At 67.1% G+C, this 13,503-nt stretch carries 10 protein-coding genes; 7 read left to right on the forward strand and 3 right to left on the reverse strand.

The annotated features are described in order from the left end of the window. Positions 1–2,175, reverse strand: a 2,175-nt coding sequence (locus tag AAHB17_RS11745) for a DUF4347 domain-containing protein (RefSeq protein ID WP_342130763.1), incomplete at its 3' end; no start/stop codon positions are given. A gap of 76 nt (positions 2,176–2,251) precedes the next feature. Beyond that, a complete protein-coding gene (locus AAHB17_RS11750; protein WP_342130764.1) occupies positions 2,252–2,536 on the reverse strand; it encodes a PilZ domain-containing protein in 285 nt (94 codons plus the stop codon). A gap of 221 nt (positions 2,537–2,757) precedes the next feature. Between AAHB17_RS11750 and AAHB17_RS11755 the strand changes: the two genes are divergently transcribed. From AAHB17_RS11755 to AAHB17_RS11785, 7 genes are all read left to right on the forward strand, one after another. Beyond that, a complete protein-coding gene (locus AAHB17_RS11755; RefSeq protein ID WP_342130765.1) occupies positions 2,758–3,423 on the forward strand; it encodes a response regulator transcription factor in 666 nt (221 codons plus the stop codon). Between the two features lie 153 nt (positions 3,424–3,576). Next, positions 3,577–4,695 carry an LPS export ABC transporter permease LptF gene (lptF, locus tag AAHB17_RS11760; RefSeq protein WP_342130766.1) on the forward strand — a complete coding sequence of 373 codons (1,119 nt, stop codon included), beginning with the start codon at positions 3,577–3,579 and terminating at the stop codon, positions 4,693–4,695. Beyond that, positions 4,692–5,810, forward strand: a complete 1,119-nt coding sequence (lptG, locus tag AAHB17_RS11765) for an LPS export ABC transporter permease LptG (protein WP_342130767.1) — start codon at positions 4,692–4,694, stop codon at positions 5,808–5,810. Before lptF ends, lptG begins: the two co-directional genes overlap by 4 nt. Next, entirely contained in the window at positions 5,807–6,193 is a 387-nt protein-coding gene (locus tag AAHB17_RS11770) for a sirohydrochlorin chelatase (protein WP_342130768.1), read from the forward strand. Before lptG ends, AAHB17_RS11770 begins: the two co-directional genes overlap by 4 nt. Continuing rightward, positions 6,190–7,134: a CysB family HTH-type transcriptional regulator gene (locus AAHB17_RS11775; protein ID WP_342130769.1), complete on the forward strand. Its 945-nt coding sequence runs from the start codon at positions 6,190–6,192 to the stop codon at positions 7,132–7,134. The genes AAHB17_RS11770 and AAHB17_RS11775 overlap by 4 nt, the downstream gene beginning before the upstream one ends. Positions 7,135–7,155: 21 nt before the next feature. After that, positions 7,156–8,319 carry a pyridoxal phosphate-dependent aminotransferase gene (locus tag AAHB17_RS11780; protein ID WP_342130770.1) on the forward strand — a complete coding sequence of 388 codons (1,164 nt, stop codon included), beginning with the start codon at positions 7,156–7,158 and terminating at the stop codon, positions 8,317–8,319. Positions 8,320–8,435: 116 nt separating this feature from the next. Continuing rightward, a complete protein-coding gene (locus AAHB17_RS11785; RefSeq protein ID WP_342130771.1) occupies positions 8,436–9,581 on the forward strand; it encodes a glycerophosphodiester phosphodiesterase in 1,146 nt (381 codons plus the stop codon). A gap of 15 nt (positions 9,582–9,596) precedes the next feature. On the opposite strand, the gene hrpA is transcribed toward AAHB17_RS11785, so the two are convergent. Further along, a complete protein-coding gene (gene hrpA, locus AAHB17_RS11790) occupies positions 9,597–13,451 on the reverse strand; it encodes an ATP-dependent RNA helicase HrpA (RefSeq protein WP_342130847.1) in 3,855 nt (1,284 codons plus the stop codon). Between the last annotated feature and the right edge of the window lie 52 nt (positions 13,452–13,503).

Below are 13,503 nucleotides of genomic sequence, written 5' to 3' on the forward strand. Positions count from 1 at the left end.
GCCGCCCGTGGCGAAGGCCACGCCGTCGGCCTCCCAGCTGTAGCTGATGGGGCCCAGACCGTCCTCGTCCGCCAGATCGTTGCTGGCCGTCAGGGTCTGGTCTTCCGTGGCCGTGCCACTGATCGTCACCGTGCCCACCGGGGCGTCGTTGACGTTGGCAATCGTCTGCCCCGTGCCCTCGAACACCGTCGTGCCACCAAACGGGTCGGTGCTCGTGGCCACCGCGCGCACTTCCTTGCCCACGTAGCTCTGGTTCCCCGGGATCGCCAGGGCGCCGGTGTTCGCGCCAGCGATGTCGGTCCACACCCCGGCAATCTTTTCCTGCCAGCGGTAGGCCGTCGTGATCGAACCGTCCGCGTCCGTGGCCGTCAACGCAGCCACCAGGCTGCCGCCCTCTTGGGCTGTGCCGGTCACCGCGAGCGTGCCCGTTGCTTCGTCTTCCACGTTGGCGATCACCTGCCCCGTGCCCTCGAACACCGTCGTGCCGCCAACCGGGTCCGTGCTCGTGGCCACCGCGCGCACTTCCTTGCCCACGTAGCTCTGGTCGCCGGGGATCGCCAGCGTGCCGGTGTTCGCGCCGGCAATGTCCGTCCACACGCCTGCAATCTTCTCCTGCCAGCGGTAGGCCGTCGTGATCGCCCCGTCCGCGTCGGTGGCCGTCAGCAACGCCACCAAGCTGCCGCCCTCTTGGGCGGAACCCGTCACCGCCAGCGTGCCCGTCGCCTCATCCTCTGCCGGGGTGATATCCAGCGTGGCACTGCCCGCCGCCGAGAGACTGCCGTCGCTCACCAAATAGCTGAACTGCACCGACGTCGAATCGTTCGTGGCCGGGGTGTAGGACCAGGTGCCGTTGCCGTTGTTCACCAGGGCACCACCGCCGGTGGCTATGGCCAGGTTGGTGGCGGTGAGCGGGTTGCCGTCGGGGTCGCTGGCGTTGGCCAGGAGTTGGGCCTGCGTGATCAGGTGCGGGCCACTGTCTTCCGCGATGGCGGTCAAGGTCACGGGTGTTGTGGTGGGGGCGTCGTTGACGGGCACCACCACAACCGAATGGGTGTCGGTGCCGACGGTGGGACCACCCGACTCCGTTCCCGTGACGGTGATCGTTCCAGGACTGGTCGGCGATTCACTCGAATCGTGGTACTGGACACCCCGCAGTATCAGTTCCCACGCTGTATTGGTTTCGTTGCTGCCAGTCAAGGTCAGCACGCCCGTGGCCACGTTGTAGCCGACGGTGACGCTGTTGGTGCTCGCCGTTGCTGCGGCGCTGGCGTTCAGCGACAGCGTGCGGGTGGCCGCCGGATTGGCCATGCTCACCGTGACGGTGTCGACCTTGTCCGCATCGTTGCCATTGGGGTTGAAGATGGCCGAAGGAAACAGGTCAACCGCCGTTTGCTCCGTGAAGTTCGTGGAGCCCACACCCGTGGCGCCGTTCAAATTTATCCGGACCTGGAACACCTCCGCATAGTCCGGTGCCGAAATGGCCTGGGCCTCCACCGTCCCCGCGCTCGCCTCCAGCACCCAATCCCCGCCCAGCGCCGCGCTGCCCGTGAGGTCGGTCGAGGCCGCCACGTCGGCGCCGGTGGCCACGGAGAGCGCTTCGATGAAGGCCTGCCCCTGTGTTCCCGACGCCACGTCGCAGCCATAGATCAGGATGTCCGCCCCATCGGCCAGGTGGCTGCCGATGTCGGCCAGCACGTCCTGGTAGGCGGCCAGGTTGCCGGCGGACAACACCGTGCTGCCCAGGGTGACTTCACCGGCACCGCCGTGCGAAATGAGGTCGACCGTGGCGACATCGGTGATGATGTCCACGGCCGTGACCAGGCCCTCGTTGTGCGCCAGGAAATCGCGGATCTGCTGCACGCCGTCGCTGTGGGCGTCCAGCACCACCACGGTGGCGTCGGCGGGCAATTGCGCGATCAGCGACTGGTGGTCGGCCACGCCCGGATCGACAAACACCACCCGCGCGTTGAACAGGCCCGACGTGCTGTCGGACGCCGTCACCACATTGATGGTGGAGAGATCGATCTGGTGCGCCGTCAGGTAGTCCTGAATCTGCACATGGCCATTGGCTGCCCCATCGAAATAGGCCACCTGGTACACAGCGGGGTCGTACAGCGCCGCGAGGCTAGCGTGGCCATCCAGCTGGGTGTCGATCAAGACGGTGCGTGTGTTCATGTCGGTTTCTCCGGTATGTCGATGCATTCAACGAAGGCAGGTGCCTGAAAACAGATGGGTCAAGGGCATGCCGGCATCAGCCGGGTTCCAGCCGACTGGCCACGAACTTCAGGCCCACGCCGGTCTTGCCGTCCTTCACCTCGACCCGGACGACCTCGCCCGTGGCGCAGAGCTTCATGGGCCCGCCGGGTGTGTCCAGTGCGATTTCCAGCTCGATCAGGCTGCCCATGACCTGCAGGCCATCGGTCTGCAGAAACAGGCCAGAGGCACTGATGTCGCGGGTCACGCCCAGGCCACCTTGCCCGGACGTGACGGGCAGGGACACCGGTTCCCTTGGTTCGGATCGCTGATCGGCGCGCATGGCCCCAGTGTCAAAGTTGCAGGGAGAAACTTCATGATGGAGTTGTCACGATTTCGCCCGGCCACACTCCCAGCCAAATGGGCCCCAACCCATGACAAAGCTGTTGGTTTTTAGTCAAACTTTGTAAAAATTAAGGGCCTGCGTGTTACATATGAGGCACAGGATCGCCACCAGGCATCCCCCTCAAACCATCCAGCTTGTGACCTCTTTGAAGGCTGCCCTTGCCATCGTCCATACGTGTTCATGTGGTCGCCCCGGAGCTGTTTGCCTGGGGTCTGGCGCGGCTGGTGGAGACCGCCGCACCGGCGCTGGCGCTGGCCGGGGTGTCCCGCGACCTCGCCGCCTACCCCTCCATGGACGCCAGCGCGGAGCCCGACGTCGTGGTGGTGCACGTCGAAACGGCGGAAGCGAACGAACGGCTGCTGGACCTCCACGGCCAGAGCCGCGCGAAGATTCTGGCCGTCGGCGGCTCGGCCGACGACAGCCTGCTGGACGCGGCCATCCTCGCGGGTGCCCGGGGCTGGGTCCGTGCGAGCGACCCGCCCGACACCTTGCTGCGCGCCATCGAAAAGGTGCACCAAGGCGAGGTGTGGCTGGACCGCGGCGCGACGGGGCGGATTTTCGTGGCGATGGCACGGCAGCAAGGCGGCCGCTCGGGCCACCCGGAGCAGGACAAGATCGCCACGCTGACCCGCCGCGAGCGCCAGACCGTGGCGGCACTGACGCAGGACTCGTCCGCCAACGGAAAGCGTCTGGCGGAGCGCCTGCACATCAGCGAAAACACGCTGCGCAACCACCTGACCTCGATCTACAGCAAGCTGGGCTTGAGCAACCGGGTGGAGCTGTACGCCTTCGCGCAGCGGCACAAACGGCAGCTGGTGGATTGAAACAGCCCCTCGGGCGCAGCCATGGCAAACCGTCCACGATAATCGGCTGCCATGCCTGACGCGGCGCCCGGGCGCCTGTCCGCCCCGCGTTGGCCCCCGCCCGAACCACCCATGTCACCACGCCCCACGCCAGCGCAGGCCCACTGACCCGCCATGCTGTTCCATTCATCCATACGCAAGGAGCTGGGCCGCAGCTTTGGCGCCACCCTGGTGGTGCTGTTCACCATCGTCATCACGATGCTGCTGATCCGCACCCTGGGCCTGGCGTCCAAGGGCAGCGTCAACCCCGAGGAGGTGATGATCGTGCTGGGCTACACCGTGCTCGGCCGCCTGCCCACCATCCTCACCATCGCGCTGTTCATCTCGATCGTCTCCACCCTGTCGCGCATGCACAGCGACAGCGAGATGGTGATCTGGTACACCAGCGGCCGCGGGCTGATGGGTTTCCTGTCACCCGTGCTGCGTTTCGCCTGGCCCATCCTGCTGGCGGTGGGTGTGCTGGTGATGCTGGTCTGGCCCTGGGCCAACGAGCAGATCGACCTGCTGCGCGACCGCTTCGAGCAGCGCAGCGACCTGCAGCGTGTGGCGCCGGGCCAGTTCCAGTCGTCGTCCGACGGCCGCCGCGTGTTCTTCATCGACAAGGACAGCGCCGGCACGGCCGATGGCCGCAACGTGTTCATCTCCAACCAGGAAGACGACGGCAGCGAGAGCATCACCTCGGCGCGCTCGGGTCGGGTCGAGCGGGTGGACGGGCGGCAGATGCTGCTGCTGAGCAGCGGGCAGCGCCTGGACGTGCCTCCGCCCGATTCGGACAAGCCGGTGCGGGTCAGCGAATTCGCCGAATACGGCATACAGATCGGCGAGGAACACCCGCTGATCGGCGCCGACCGGGGTGTGAAATCCATGCCGACCTGGGAGCTGCTGGGCAACGGCGACCGGCAACGCTCGGGTGAGCTGGTCTGGCGCATCGGCATGCTGCTGACAGCGATCAACTTCGTGCTGATCGCTGTCAGCGTGTCTTCGGCCAACCCGCGCGCCGGTCGCGGGGGCAACCTGGCCTTCGTGCTGTTCGCCTTCGTCTTCTACTACAACCTGCTCAACCTCAGCCAGAGCTGGCTGGTCAGTGGCCGGCTTGGTTTCTGGCAGGTGATGCTGGGGCTGCACGGCGTGGTGCTGGTGCTGGCCGCCGGCTGGATGCTCAAGCGCCACCACAACTGGACCCTGCGCGACTTGCTGCCCGCGCCCACACCCGCAGGCGGAACCACACCATGAGCACCATACGCCGCCTGATCTACGGCGAGATCTTCAACGCCGTGGCCTATGTGCTGCTGGCCTTTCTCTCGCTGTTCTTCTTCTTCGACTTCGTCGACGAGCTGCCCTCGCTGGGCAAACCCTCGGTGTTGGGCACGGGCGACAGCTACGAGCTGCGCCACGCCCTGTTGTACGTGCTGCTGCTGGTGCCCAACCGGATCTACGAGCTGATGCCCATCGCGGTGCTGATCGGCTCGGTGTTCGTGATGGCGCGGCTGGCCCAGGGCTCGGAATTCACCATCCTGCGCACCAGCGGCCTGGGGCCTTGGCGGGCCTTGCGCACGCTGCTGGGCCTGGGCGCCATCTTCGTCTGCCTGACCTTCGCGGTGGGCGACTACATCGCGCCGCTGGCCGACCGCAGCGCGCAGGTGCTCAAGGCGCGCTTCCAGGGCCGCATCAACCTGGGCCAGACCGGCGCCTGGCTCAAGGAACGGCAGGCTTACAGCAGCTACTCGGTCAACGTCGGCTCGGTCAGCGCGCTCGGTGCCCTCAAGAACATCCGCATCTTCGAGCTCGACAACCGCGGCTTCCTGGTGTCCTCGCTGCAGGCCGAGACGGGGCAGATCGGAGACGACAGCGCCTGGCACCTCAAGCAGGTGATGCGCCGCGAGTTCAACACCGGCAGCCGCGACGCGCTGCAACTCACCCAGGAGGCGCTGCCCGAGTACCGCTGGCCGACCGAACTCAGTACCGAAATGGTGTCGGTCGCGCTGCTCAACCCGGACCGCATGCGCACCGCCGACCTCTACGCCTACATCCAGCACCTGCAGTCCAACGGGCAGACCGCGCAGAAGCACGAGATCGAATTCTGGCGCAAGGTCTTCTACCCGCTCAGCTGCCTGGTGATGGTGGTCCTGGCCCTGCCCTTCGCCTACCTGCACTTCCGCTCCGGGGGCATCGCCGGCTACGTGTTCGGTGGTGTCATGACCGGCATCAGCTTCTTCCTCCTCAACAACGTGTTCGGCTATATCGGCAACCTCAACCAGTGGCAACCCTGGCTGGCGGCCGCCTCGCCGGCCCTCATCTATTCGCTGATGTCGCTCGGCGCCTTCGGCTGGCTGGTGCTCCGACGATGACCCACACTCCCCATGACGGCCTGGCCGTGATCGTTTTTGCCCACGGCTCGCGCGACCCGCTCTGGCGCACACCGGTGGAGGCGGTCGCCGCCCGCATCGCCGCGCGTGCGCCCGGCAGTTTTGTCAGTTGCGCCTACCTCGAACTCTGCACCCCCGACCTGCCCGGCGCCGTGGCGCAGGCCCTGGCCGCGGGCGCGCGGCGCATCCGTGTGCTGCCGTTGTTCTTCGGCATGGGCAAACACGCCCGCGAAGACCTGCCCGAACTGATGACCACGCTGCAGACCACCCACCCCGACGTGTGTTTCGAGTTCATGCGCCCAGCCGGTGAAGACGAACGCCTGACCCGCTTGCTGGCCGACCTGGCACTGGAAGGCCCGGCATGAACCTGCACCAGTTCCGATTCGTGCAGGAAGCGGTGCGCCGCAACCTCAACCTGACCGAGGCCGCCAAGGCCCTGCACACCTCGCAGCCCGGCGTCTCCAAGGCCATCATCGAGCTGGAGGACGAGCTGGGCGTGGAGATCTTCGCCCGCCACGGCAAGCGCATCAAGCGCGTGACCGAGCCCGGCCAGCACGTGCTGCAAAGCATCGAGATCATCCTGCGCGAGGTGCAGAACCTCAAGCGCATCGGCGAGCAGTTCTCCAAGCAGGACAGCGGCAAGCTCAGCATCGCCACCACCCATACCCAGGCGCGCTACGTGCTGCCCCAGCCGGTGGCCAAGCTGCGCCAGATCTACCCCAAGGTGGGCATCGAGCTGCACCAGGGCTCGCCCGACCAGGTGGCCCAGATGCTGATGACCGACGTGGCCGAGATCGGCATCGCCACCGAGTCGCTGTCGCAGTACGAAGACCTGGTCACCCTGCCCTGCTACGAGTGGCAACACGTGCTGGTGCTGCCCTTCGGCCACCCGCTGCTGGACAAGGAGCGCATCCACCTCGAGGACCTGTCCAAGGTCCCGCTGATCACCTACCACCCCTCCTTCACGGGCCGCACCCGCATCGACCGCGCCTTTGCCGCGCGCCAGCTCACGCCCAACATCGTGCTGGAAGCCATCGACTCGGATGTCATCAAGACCTATGTGAAGCTGGGCATGGGCGTGGGCATCGTGGCCGAAATGGCCATGGCCGGCGAGGAAAAGTCGCCCGAGCTGGTGGCCCGCCCGGCCGGTGACCTGTTCGGCCAGAACATCGCCCGCGTCGCCTTCAAACGCGGCATTTATCTGCGCCACTTCGTGCTGCGTTTTGCCGAGCTGCTGAGCGACCGCCTATCGCGCGAACTCATCACCAAGGCCATGCAAGGCACGCCCGACGACTACAACCTCTGACCCATCCTTCCGCGACGAACGATGAACACACCCGCCCTCACCTCGCGCCTGCCCAACGTCGGCACCACCATCTTCACCGTCATGTCGGCGCTCGCCAGCGAAACCGGCGCAGTCAACCTGGGCCAGGGCTTCCCCGACTTCAACTGCGACCCGGCCCTGGTTGACGCGGTGACCCGGGCCATGCAGCAAGGCCTCAACCAGTACCCGCCCATGCCGGGCGTGCCGGTGCTGCGCGAAGCGATCTCGGCCAAGATCGAGACGCTGTATGGCCGCCGCTATGACGCCGGCAGCGAGATCACCGTCACCGCCGGCGCCACCCAGGCCATCATCACCTGCATCCTGTCGGTGGTGCACCCGGGCGACGAGGTCATCGTGCTCGAACCCTGCTACGACAGCTACGTGCCCAACATCGAGCTGGCCGGTGGCGTGGTGGTGCGTGTGCCGCTGACACCCGGCACCTTCCGCCCCGACTTCGACAAGATCGCCGCCGCGATCACGCCCAGGACCCGCGCCATCATCGTCAACACGCCGCACAACCCCAGCGCCACCGTGTGGAAACGCGAGGACATGCTCAAGCTGCAGGAGCTGCTGGCGCCCACCCAGGTGCTGCTGATCAGCGACGAGGTCTACGAACACATGGTCTTCGACGGCCAGCCCCACGAAAGCGCCGCCCGCTACCCTGGCCTGGCGGCGCGCGCCTTCATCGTCAGCAGCTTCGGCAAGACCTACCACGTCACCGGCTGGAAGGTCGGCTTCGTGGCCGCGCCGGCGTCCCTGACGGCCGAGTTCCGCAAGGTGCACCAGTTCAACGTCTTCACCGTCAACACGCCGGTGCAGCACGCGCTGGCCACCTACATGGCCGACCCCAGGCCCTACCTGGAGCTGCCGGCCTTCTACCAGCACAAGCGCGACCTGTTCCGCGCCGGCCTGGCCAAGACCCGCTTCAAGCTGCTGCCCAGCGAAGGCAGCTACTTCCAGTGTGTGGACATCTCCGACCTGGCCGTGCCCGAGCGCAGCCTGCCCGAGGCCGACTTCTGCCAGTGGCTCACGCGCGAGATCGGCGTGGCTGCCATCCCGCTGTCGGCCTTCTACGGCGACGGCTTCGACCAGCACGTGGTGCGCTTCTGCTTCGCCAAGAAGGACGAGACGCTGGTGTCGGCGCTGGAGCGGCTGGCGCGCCTGTGACCGGCCCCCGATGCGCGGTCGCGCAACGGACATGAGCGCGTCATGAAGGTGTCACGTGCCTCACCAGAATGAAAAGACCTGCCGATCCGGCAGGCTTCATCTCCGGGAGACACCCCATGTTCCGCCCCACACGCGTCGCGCTTGCCCTGACCACCCTGGCCCTGCTGCAGGCCTGCGGCGGCTCCGATCCCGCCTTCAACACCCTCAGCGGTGACGCGCCGCTGGTGATCGGCCACCGGGGCGCCTCGGGCCTGCTGCCCGAGCACACGCTGGAGGCCTACCGCAAGGCCATCGAACAGAACGCCGACTTCATCGAGCCCGACCTGGTGCTGACCCAGGACGGCGTGATGATCGCCCGCCACGAACCCATGCTGGACGGCACCACCGACGTGGCGGCCAAGTTCCCGGCATCGCGCCAGACCACGCGCAACGTGGACGGCGTGCCCACCACCGCCTACTTCGCCAGCGACTTCACCCTGGCAGAGATCAAGACCTTGCGCGCGGTGCAGGCCCGCGCCGGCCGCGACACCTCGTTCAACGGCCTCTACGCCATCCCCACCCTGGACGAAGTGATCGCGCTGGCCAAGGCCGAAGGCAACAAGCGCGGTCGCACCGTGGGCATCTACCCCGAGATCAAGCACTCGGTCTTCCACGCCACCGAAGCCGGTTTTGGTGCCCACGTGTTCGAGGACAAGCTGCTGGCCACGCTGCACGTGGCCTACGGCAACACCGGCAGCGCGCCGGTGTTCATCCAGTCCTTCGAGGTCGCCAACCTGCAGTACCTCAACACCAAGACCAACATCAAACTGGTGCAGTTGATCGACGCCGACGACGTGAAGGACGACGGCAGCATGTCGCTGGTGGCGCCCTACCACAAGCCCTACGACTTCGTGGTCAACAACGATGCGCGCAGCTTTGCCGACCTGCTCAAACCCTCCGGCCTGGACTTCATAAAGACCTACGCCGACGCCGTGGGCCCGTGGAAGCCCTACCTGCTCAAGACCGTGAAAGATGGCGTCGACCGCAACGGCGATGGCGTGGTCACCATCAACGACCGCCGCGTGGACGGCAGCACCGGCGTGATCGAGGCCGCCCACGAGCGCGGCCTGATGGTGCACACCTGGACCTTCCGCGACGACGCCAGCGGCTACGGTTTCAAGGACCCCAAGGCCGAGATGGCGGCCTACATCAAGCTGGGCGTGGACGGCGTGTTCACCGACTTCCCAGCCACCGGCGTGGCGGCTGTCGCGGCATCGCACTGACGGCCCCGTCCGGGCTCAGCTGGACAACTGGGCCCAGACCTTCTCGATCCGCTTGACGCTGACCGGCTGCGGCGTGCGCAGCTCCTGCGCGAAGAAGCTCACCCGCAGTTCCTCCAGCAGCCAGCGCAGCTCCACCATGCGCGGGTCGAGCACACCCTTGCGCTCGGCCACCAGGCGCCAGAAGCGCTGCTCCTGCGGGCGCAGCTCGGCCAGTTTGGTGGCGTCGCGCGCCGGGTCGGCACGCCATTTGTCCAGGCGCAGGGTGATGGCCTTGAGGTAGCGCGGCAAGTGCTGCAGCTGTGCCCAGGGCGTGTCCATCATGAAACGCTTGCCACACAGGCGCTGCAACTGCTGCTGCGCATCGGCCACCGCCTCGGTGGCGTTCTTGCTGTCCTTGATCTTGCGCGAGGCGATGGCGAATTCGGCCAGCACCGTGGCAGCCAGGCGCGAAACCTCGTTGGCGATCAGCGTGAGCCGGCCCCGGCCTTCGTCAATGCTGCGCTTGAAATCGGCCTCGTTCGTGGGCAAGGGGTCGAGCAGGAAGGCGCGGTCCAGCGCCACCGCGATCAGCTGGTCGCGCAGCTCTTCCTGCGTGCCCAGCGGCATGTAGGCCACGGCCATCTTCTGCAGGTCGGGCAGGTTTTTTTCGAGGTACTTGAGGGCGTCGCGTATCTGCAGGGCGAACAGCCGGCGCAGGCCGGCGCGGTGCCTGGCCGCCGCCACCTCGGGCTCGTCGAAGACCTCGATGCTCACCGCGTCGCCCTGGTCGATCAGGGCCGGGAAGCCGATCAGCGTCTGCCCGCCCTTGCGGATCTCCATCAGCTCGGGCAGCTCGCCAAAGGTCCAGGCGGTGTGGCGCTGGGCGCCGTCGGCCGCCGGCGTGGACGCCACGGCCCGGGGGCCGGCGGGCGCCTTGCCCGGCGCAGCGGTGCTGGCGGCCGGCGGCGGCACGGCGGCAGCGGTCTTGAGCCCCGCCAACGCCTGGAAGGCCCCGCGCGCCTTGGCGCCGAGTTCGGCCTTGAGCGCGCCGAGGTTGCGCCCCTGCCCCAGCTGGCGGCCGTGTTCGTCCACCACCCGCAGGTTCATGAACAGGTGCGGCGGCAACATGTCGAGCTTGAAATCACCACGCTTCACGTCCAGGCTGGTTTCGGCGCGCACCTGCCTGAGCAGGGCGTCGGTGAGGCCGCCCACACACCAGCGTTCGGGCGCGCTGAAGAACTCCGCCAGGCGCGCGGCGCTCTCGGGCAGGGGCACGAAGCGGCTGCGCGGCTTCTGGTGCAGGCTCTTGAGCAGGGCCTGGATCTTGTCCTTGAGCATGCCGGGCACCAGCCACTCGCAGCGTTCCTCGCTGACCTGGTTGAGCACGAACAGCGGCACGGTGACCGTGAGGCCGTCGCGGGCATCGCCGGGTTCGTGCAGGTAGTCGGCCGCGCAGTCCACCCCGCCGAGTTTGAGCACCTTGGGGAAGGCGCTGGTGGTGATGCCGGCGGCCTCGTGCCGCATCAGTTCCTCGCGGCTGAGCTGCAGCAGTTTGGGGTTCAGGCGTGAAGCCTCGCGCCACCAGCGCTCCAGCCCGGTGCCGCTGCACACGTCGGCCGGGATCTGCGCGTCGTAAAACGCAAAGATCAGTTCGTCGTCCACCAGCACGTCCTGGCGGCGCGACTTGTGTTCCAGCGACTCGACCTGGGCGATCAGCTTGCGGTTGGCGGCCAGGAAAGGCAGGCGGCGGAACATCTCGTCCGACCACTCCTGCCCCACCAGCGCCTCGCGGATGAACAGCTCGCGGGCGCCGGCCGGATCGACCTTGCCGTAGTTGATGCGCCGGCCCTGGTAGATCACCAGGCCATACAGCGTGGCCCGCTCCAGCGCCACCACCTCGCCGGCCTTCTTTTCCCAGTGTGGGTCGAGCAGCTGCTTCTTGAGCAGGTGGCCGCCGACCTGCTCCAGCCAGGGCGGCTCGATAGCGGCGATGCCACGGCCGAACAGGCGCGCGGTCTCCACCAGCTCGGCACAGACGATCCAGCGCCCGGGCCGTTTGCTCAGGTGCGCGCCCGGGTGCCGGTGGAACTTGATGCCGCGCGCGCCCAGGTAGACATCCTCGGTCTCGTGCTTGAGACCGATGTTGCCGAGCAAGCCGGACAACATGGACAGGTGCAGTTGCTCGTAACTGGCCGGTGTGGTGTTGATGGCCCACTTGTGCTCGGCCACCACGGTGTGCAGCTGGGTGTGGATGTCGCGCCATTCGCGCACGCGGCGGATGTTGACGAAGTTCTGCCGCAGCAGCTGCTCGTACTGGCGGTTGCTCAGCTTGTGTTCGCCGTGACCACCCCGCGCCTCGTTGATCCACTTCCACAGCTTGAGGTAACCGCTGAATTCGCTCTTGTCGTCGTCGAACTTGGCGTGCGCCTGGTCGGCCTGGGCCTGGGCTTCCAGCGGGCGGTCGCGCACGTCCTGCACGCTCAGCGCGCTGGCGATCACCATCACCTCGTCGAGCGCGCCACGCGTGCGCGCCTCCAGGATCATGCGGCCCACGCGCGGGTCCAGTGGCAGCTTGGACAGCTCGCGCCCCAGGGCGGTGAGTTCGTTGTTGTCGTCCACCGCGCCCAGCTCCTGCAGCAGCTGGTAGCCGTCGGTGATGGCTCGGCGGCTGGGCGCTTCCAGAAAGGGGAAGTCGTCCACTGCCCCAAGGTGCAGCGCCTTCATGCGCAGGATCACGCCAGCCAGCGAGGAGCGCAGGATTTCGGGATCGGTGAAGCGGTCGCGGCCGTTGAAGTCGACCTCGTCGTACAGGCGCAAACAGATGCCGTTGGCCACCCGGCCGCAGCGGCCCAGGCGCTGGTTGGCCGCGGCCTGGCTGACCGGCTCCACCAGCAACTGCTCGACCTTGCTGCGCAGGCTGTAGCGCTTGACGCGCGCCGTGCCGGTGTCGATCACGTAGCGGATGCCGGGCACGGTGAGCGAGGTCTCGGCCACGTTGGTGGCCAGCACGATGCGCCGGCCGGTGTGGCCGTCGAACACGCGGTCCTGCTCGGCCTGGCTGAGGCGGGCAAACAGCGGCAGCACCTCGGCGTTGCGCAGCGCCGGCTGGTGGCTGAGGTGTTTGCGCAGGTGGTCGGCGGCCTCGCGGATTTCGCGCTCGCCCGGCAGGAAGACGAGGATGTCGCCACTCTGGCGCGGGTCCAGCCACAGCTCGTCCACGCCGTCGGCGATGGCGTCGTTCAGGTCGTACTCGCGGCTTTCTTCATAAGGCCGGTAGCGGCATTCGACCGGGAAGGTGCGACCGCTGACCATGATGACCGGGGCAGGACCTTTGGACGATGCGAAATGCTGCGCGAACCGGTCGGCATCGATGGTGGCCGAGGTGACGACAATTTTCAGATCGGGCCGGCGCGGCAGGATCTGGCGCAGGTAGCCGAGCAGGAAATCGATGTTGAGCGAGCGCTCGTGGGCCTCGTCGATGATCAGCGTGTCGTAGGCTTGCAGCAGCGGATCGGTCTGGGTTTCGGCCAGCAGGATGCCGTCGGTCATGAGCTTGACCGACGCGTTCTTGCCCAGGCGGTCGGTGAAACGCACCTTGTAGCCCACCACCTCGCCCAGCGGGGTCTGCAGTTCCTCGGCGATGCGTTTGGCCACCGAGCTCGCGGCGATGCGCCGCGGCTGGGTGTGGCCAATCAGGCGCGGCTTCTCGCCGGGACGGGCGTTGGCGCGGCCACGGCCCATGGCGAGCGCGATCTTGGGCAACTGCGTGGTCTTGCCCGAGCCGGTTTCGCCGCAGACGATGACCACCTGATGGGCTTGCAGGGCGGCTTCGATCTCGTGGCGTTTGCCGCTGACGGGCAAGGCCTCGGGAAACTCAATGGTGAATGGCAGGGAAGACAAACGGCAATTTCAGTGAAAATCGGGCAACCACCGATTATCCGTT

The sequence above is a fragment of the Hydrogenophaga sp. OTU3427 genome, from assembly GCF_038440225.1.
In the GTDB taxonomy this organism is placed as follows: Bacteria; Pseudomonadota; Gammaproteobacteria; order Burkholderiales; family Burkholderiaceae_C; genus Hydrogenophaga.

Excerpts from the sequence above, each read along its gene's own strand:
- AAHB17_RS11770 (WP_342130768.1), top strand. The coding sequence starts at position 5,807 with ATGACCCACACTCCCCATGACGGCCTGGCCGTGATCGTTTTTGCCCAC.
- AAHB17_RS11785 (WP_342130771.1), top strand. The coding sequence starts at position 8,436 with ATGTTCCGCCCCACACGCGTCGCGCTTGCCCTGACCACCCTGGCCCTG.
- lptG (WP_342130767.1), top strand. The coding sequence starts at position 4,692 with ATGAGCACCATACGCCGCCTGATCTACGGCGAGATCTTCAACGCCGTG.
- AAHB17_RS11780 (WP_342130770.1), top strand. The coding sequence starts at position 7,156 with ATGAACACACCCGCCCTCACCTCGCGCCTGCCCAACGTCGGCACCACC.
- AAHB17_RS11750 (WP_342130764.1), bottom strand. The coding sequence starts at position 2,536 with ATGCGCGCCGATCAGCGATCCGAACCAAGGGAACCGGTGTCCCTGCCC.
- lptF (WP_342130766.1), top strand. The coding sequence starts at position 3,577 with ATGCTGTTCCATTCATCCATACGCAAGGAGCTGGGCCGCAGCTTTGGC.
- AAHB17_RS11775 (WP_342130769.1), top strand. The coding sequence starts at position 6,190 with ATGAACCTGCACCAGTTCCGATTCGTGCAGGAAGCGGTGCGCCGCAAC.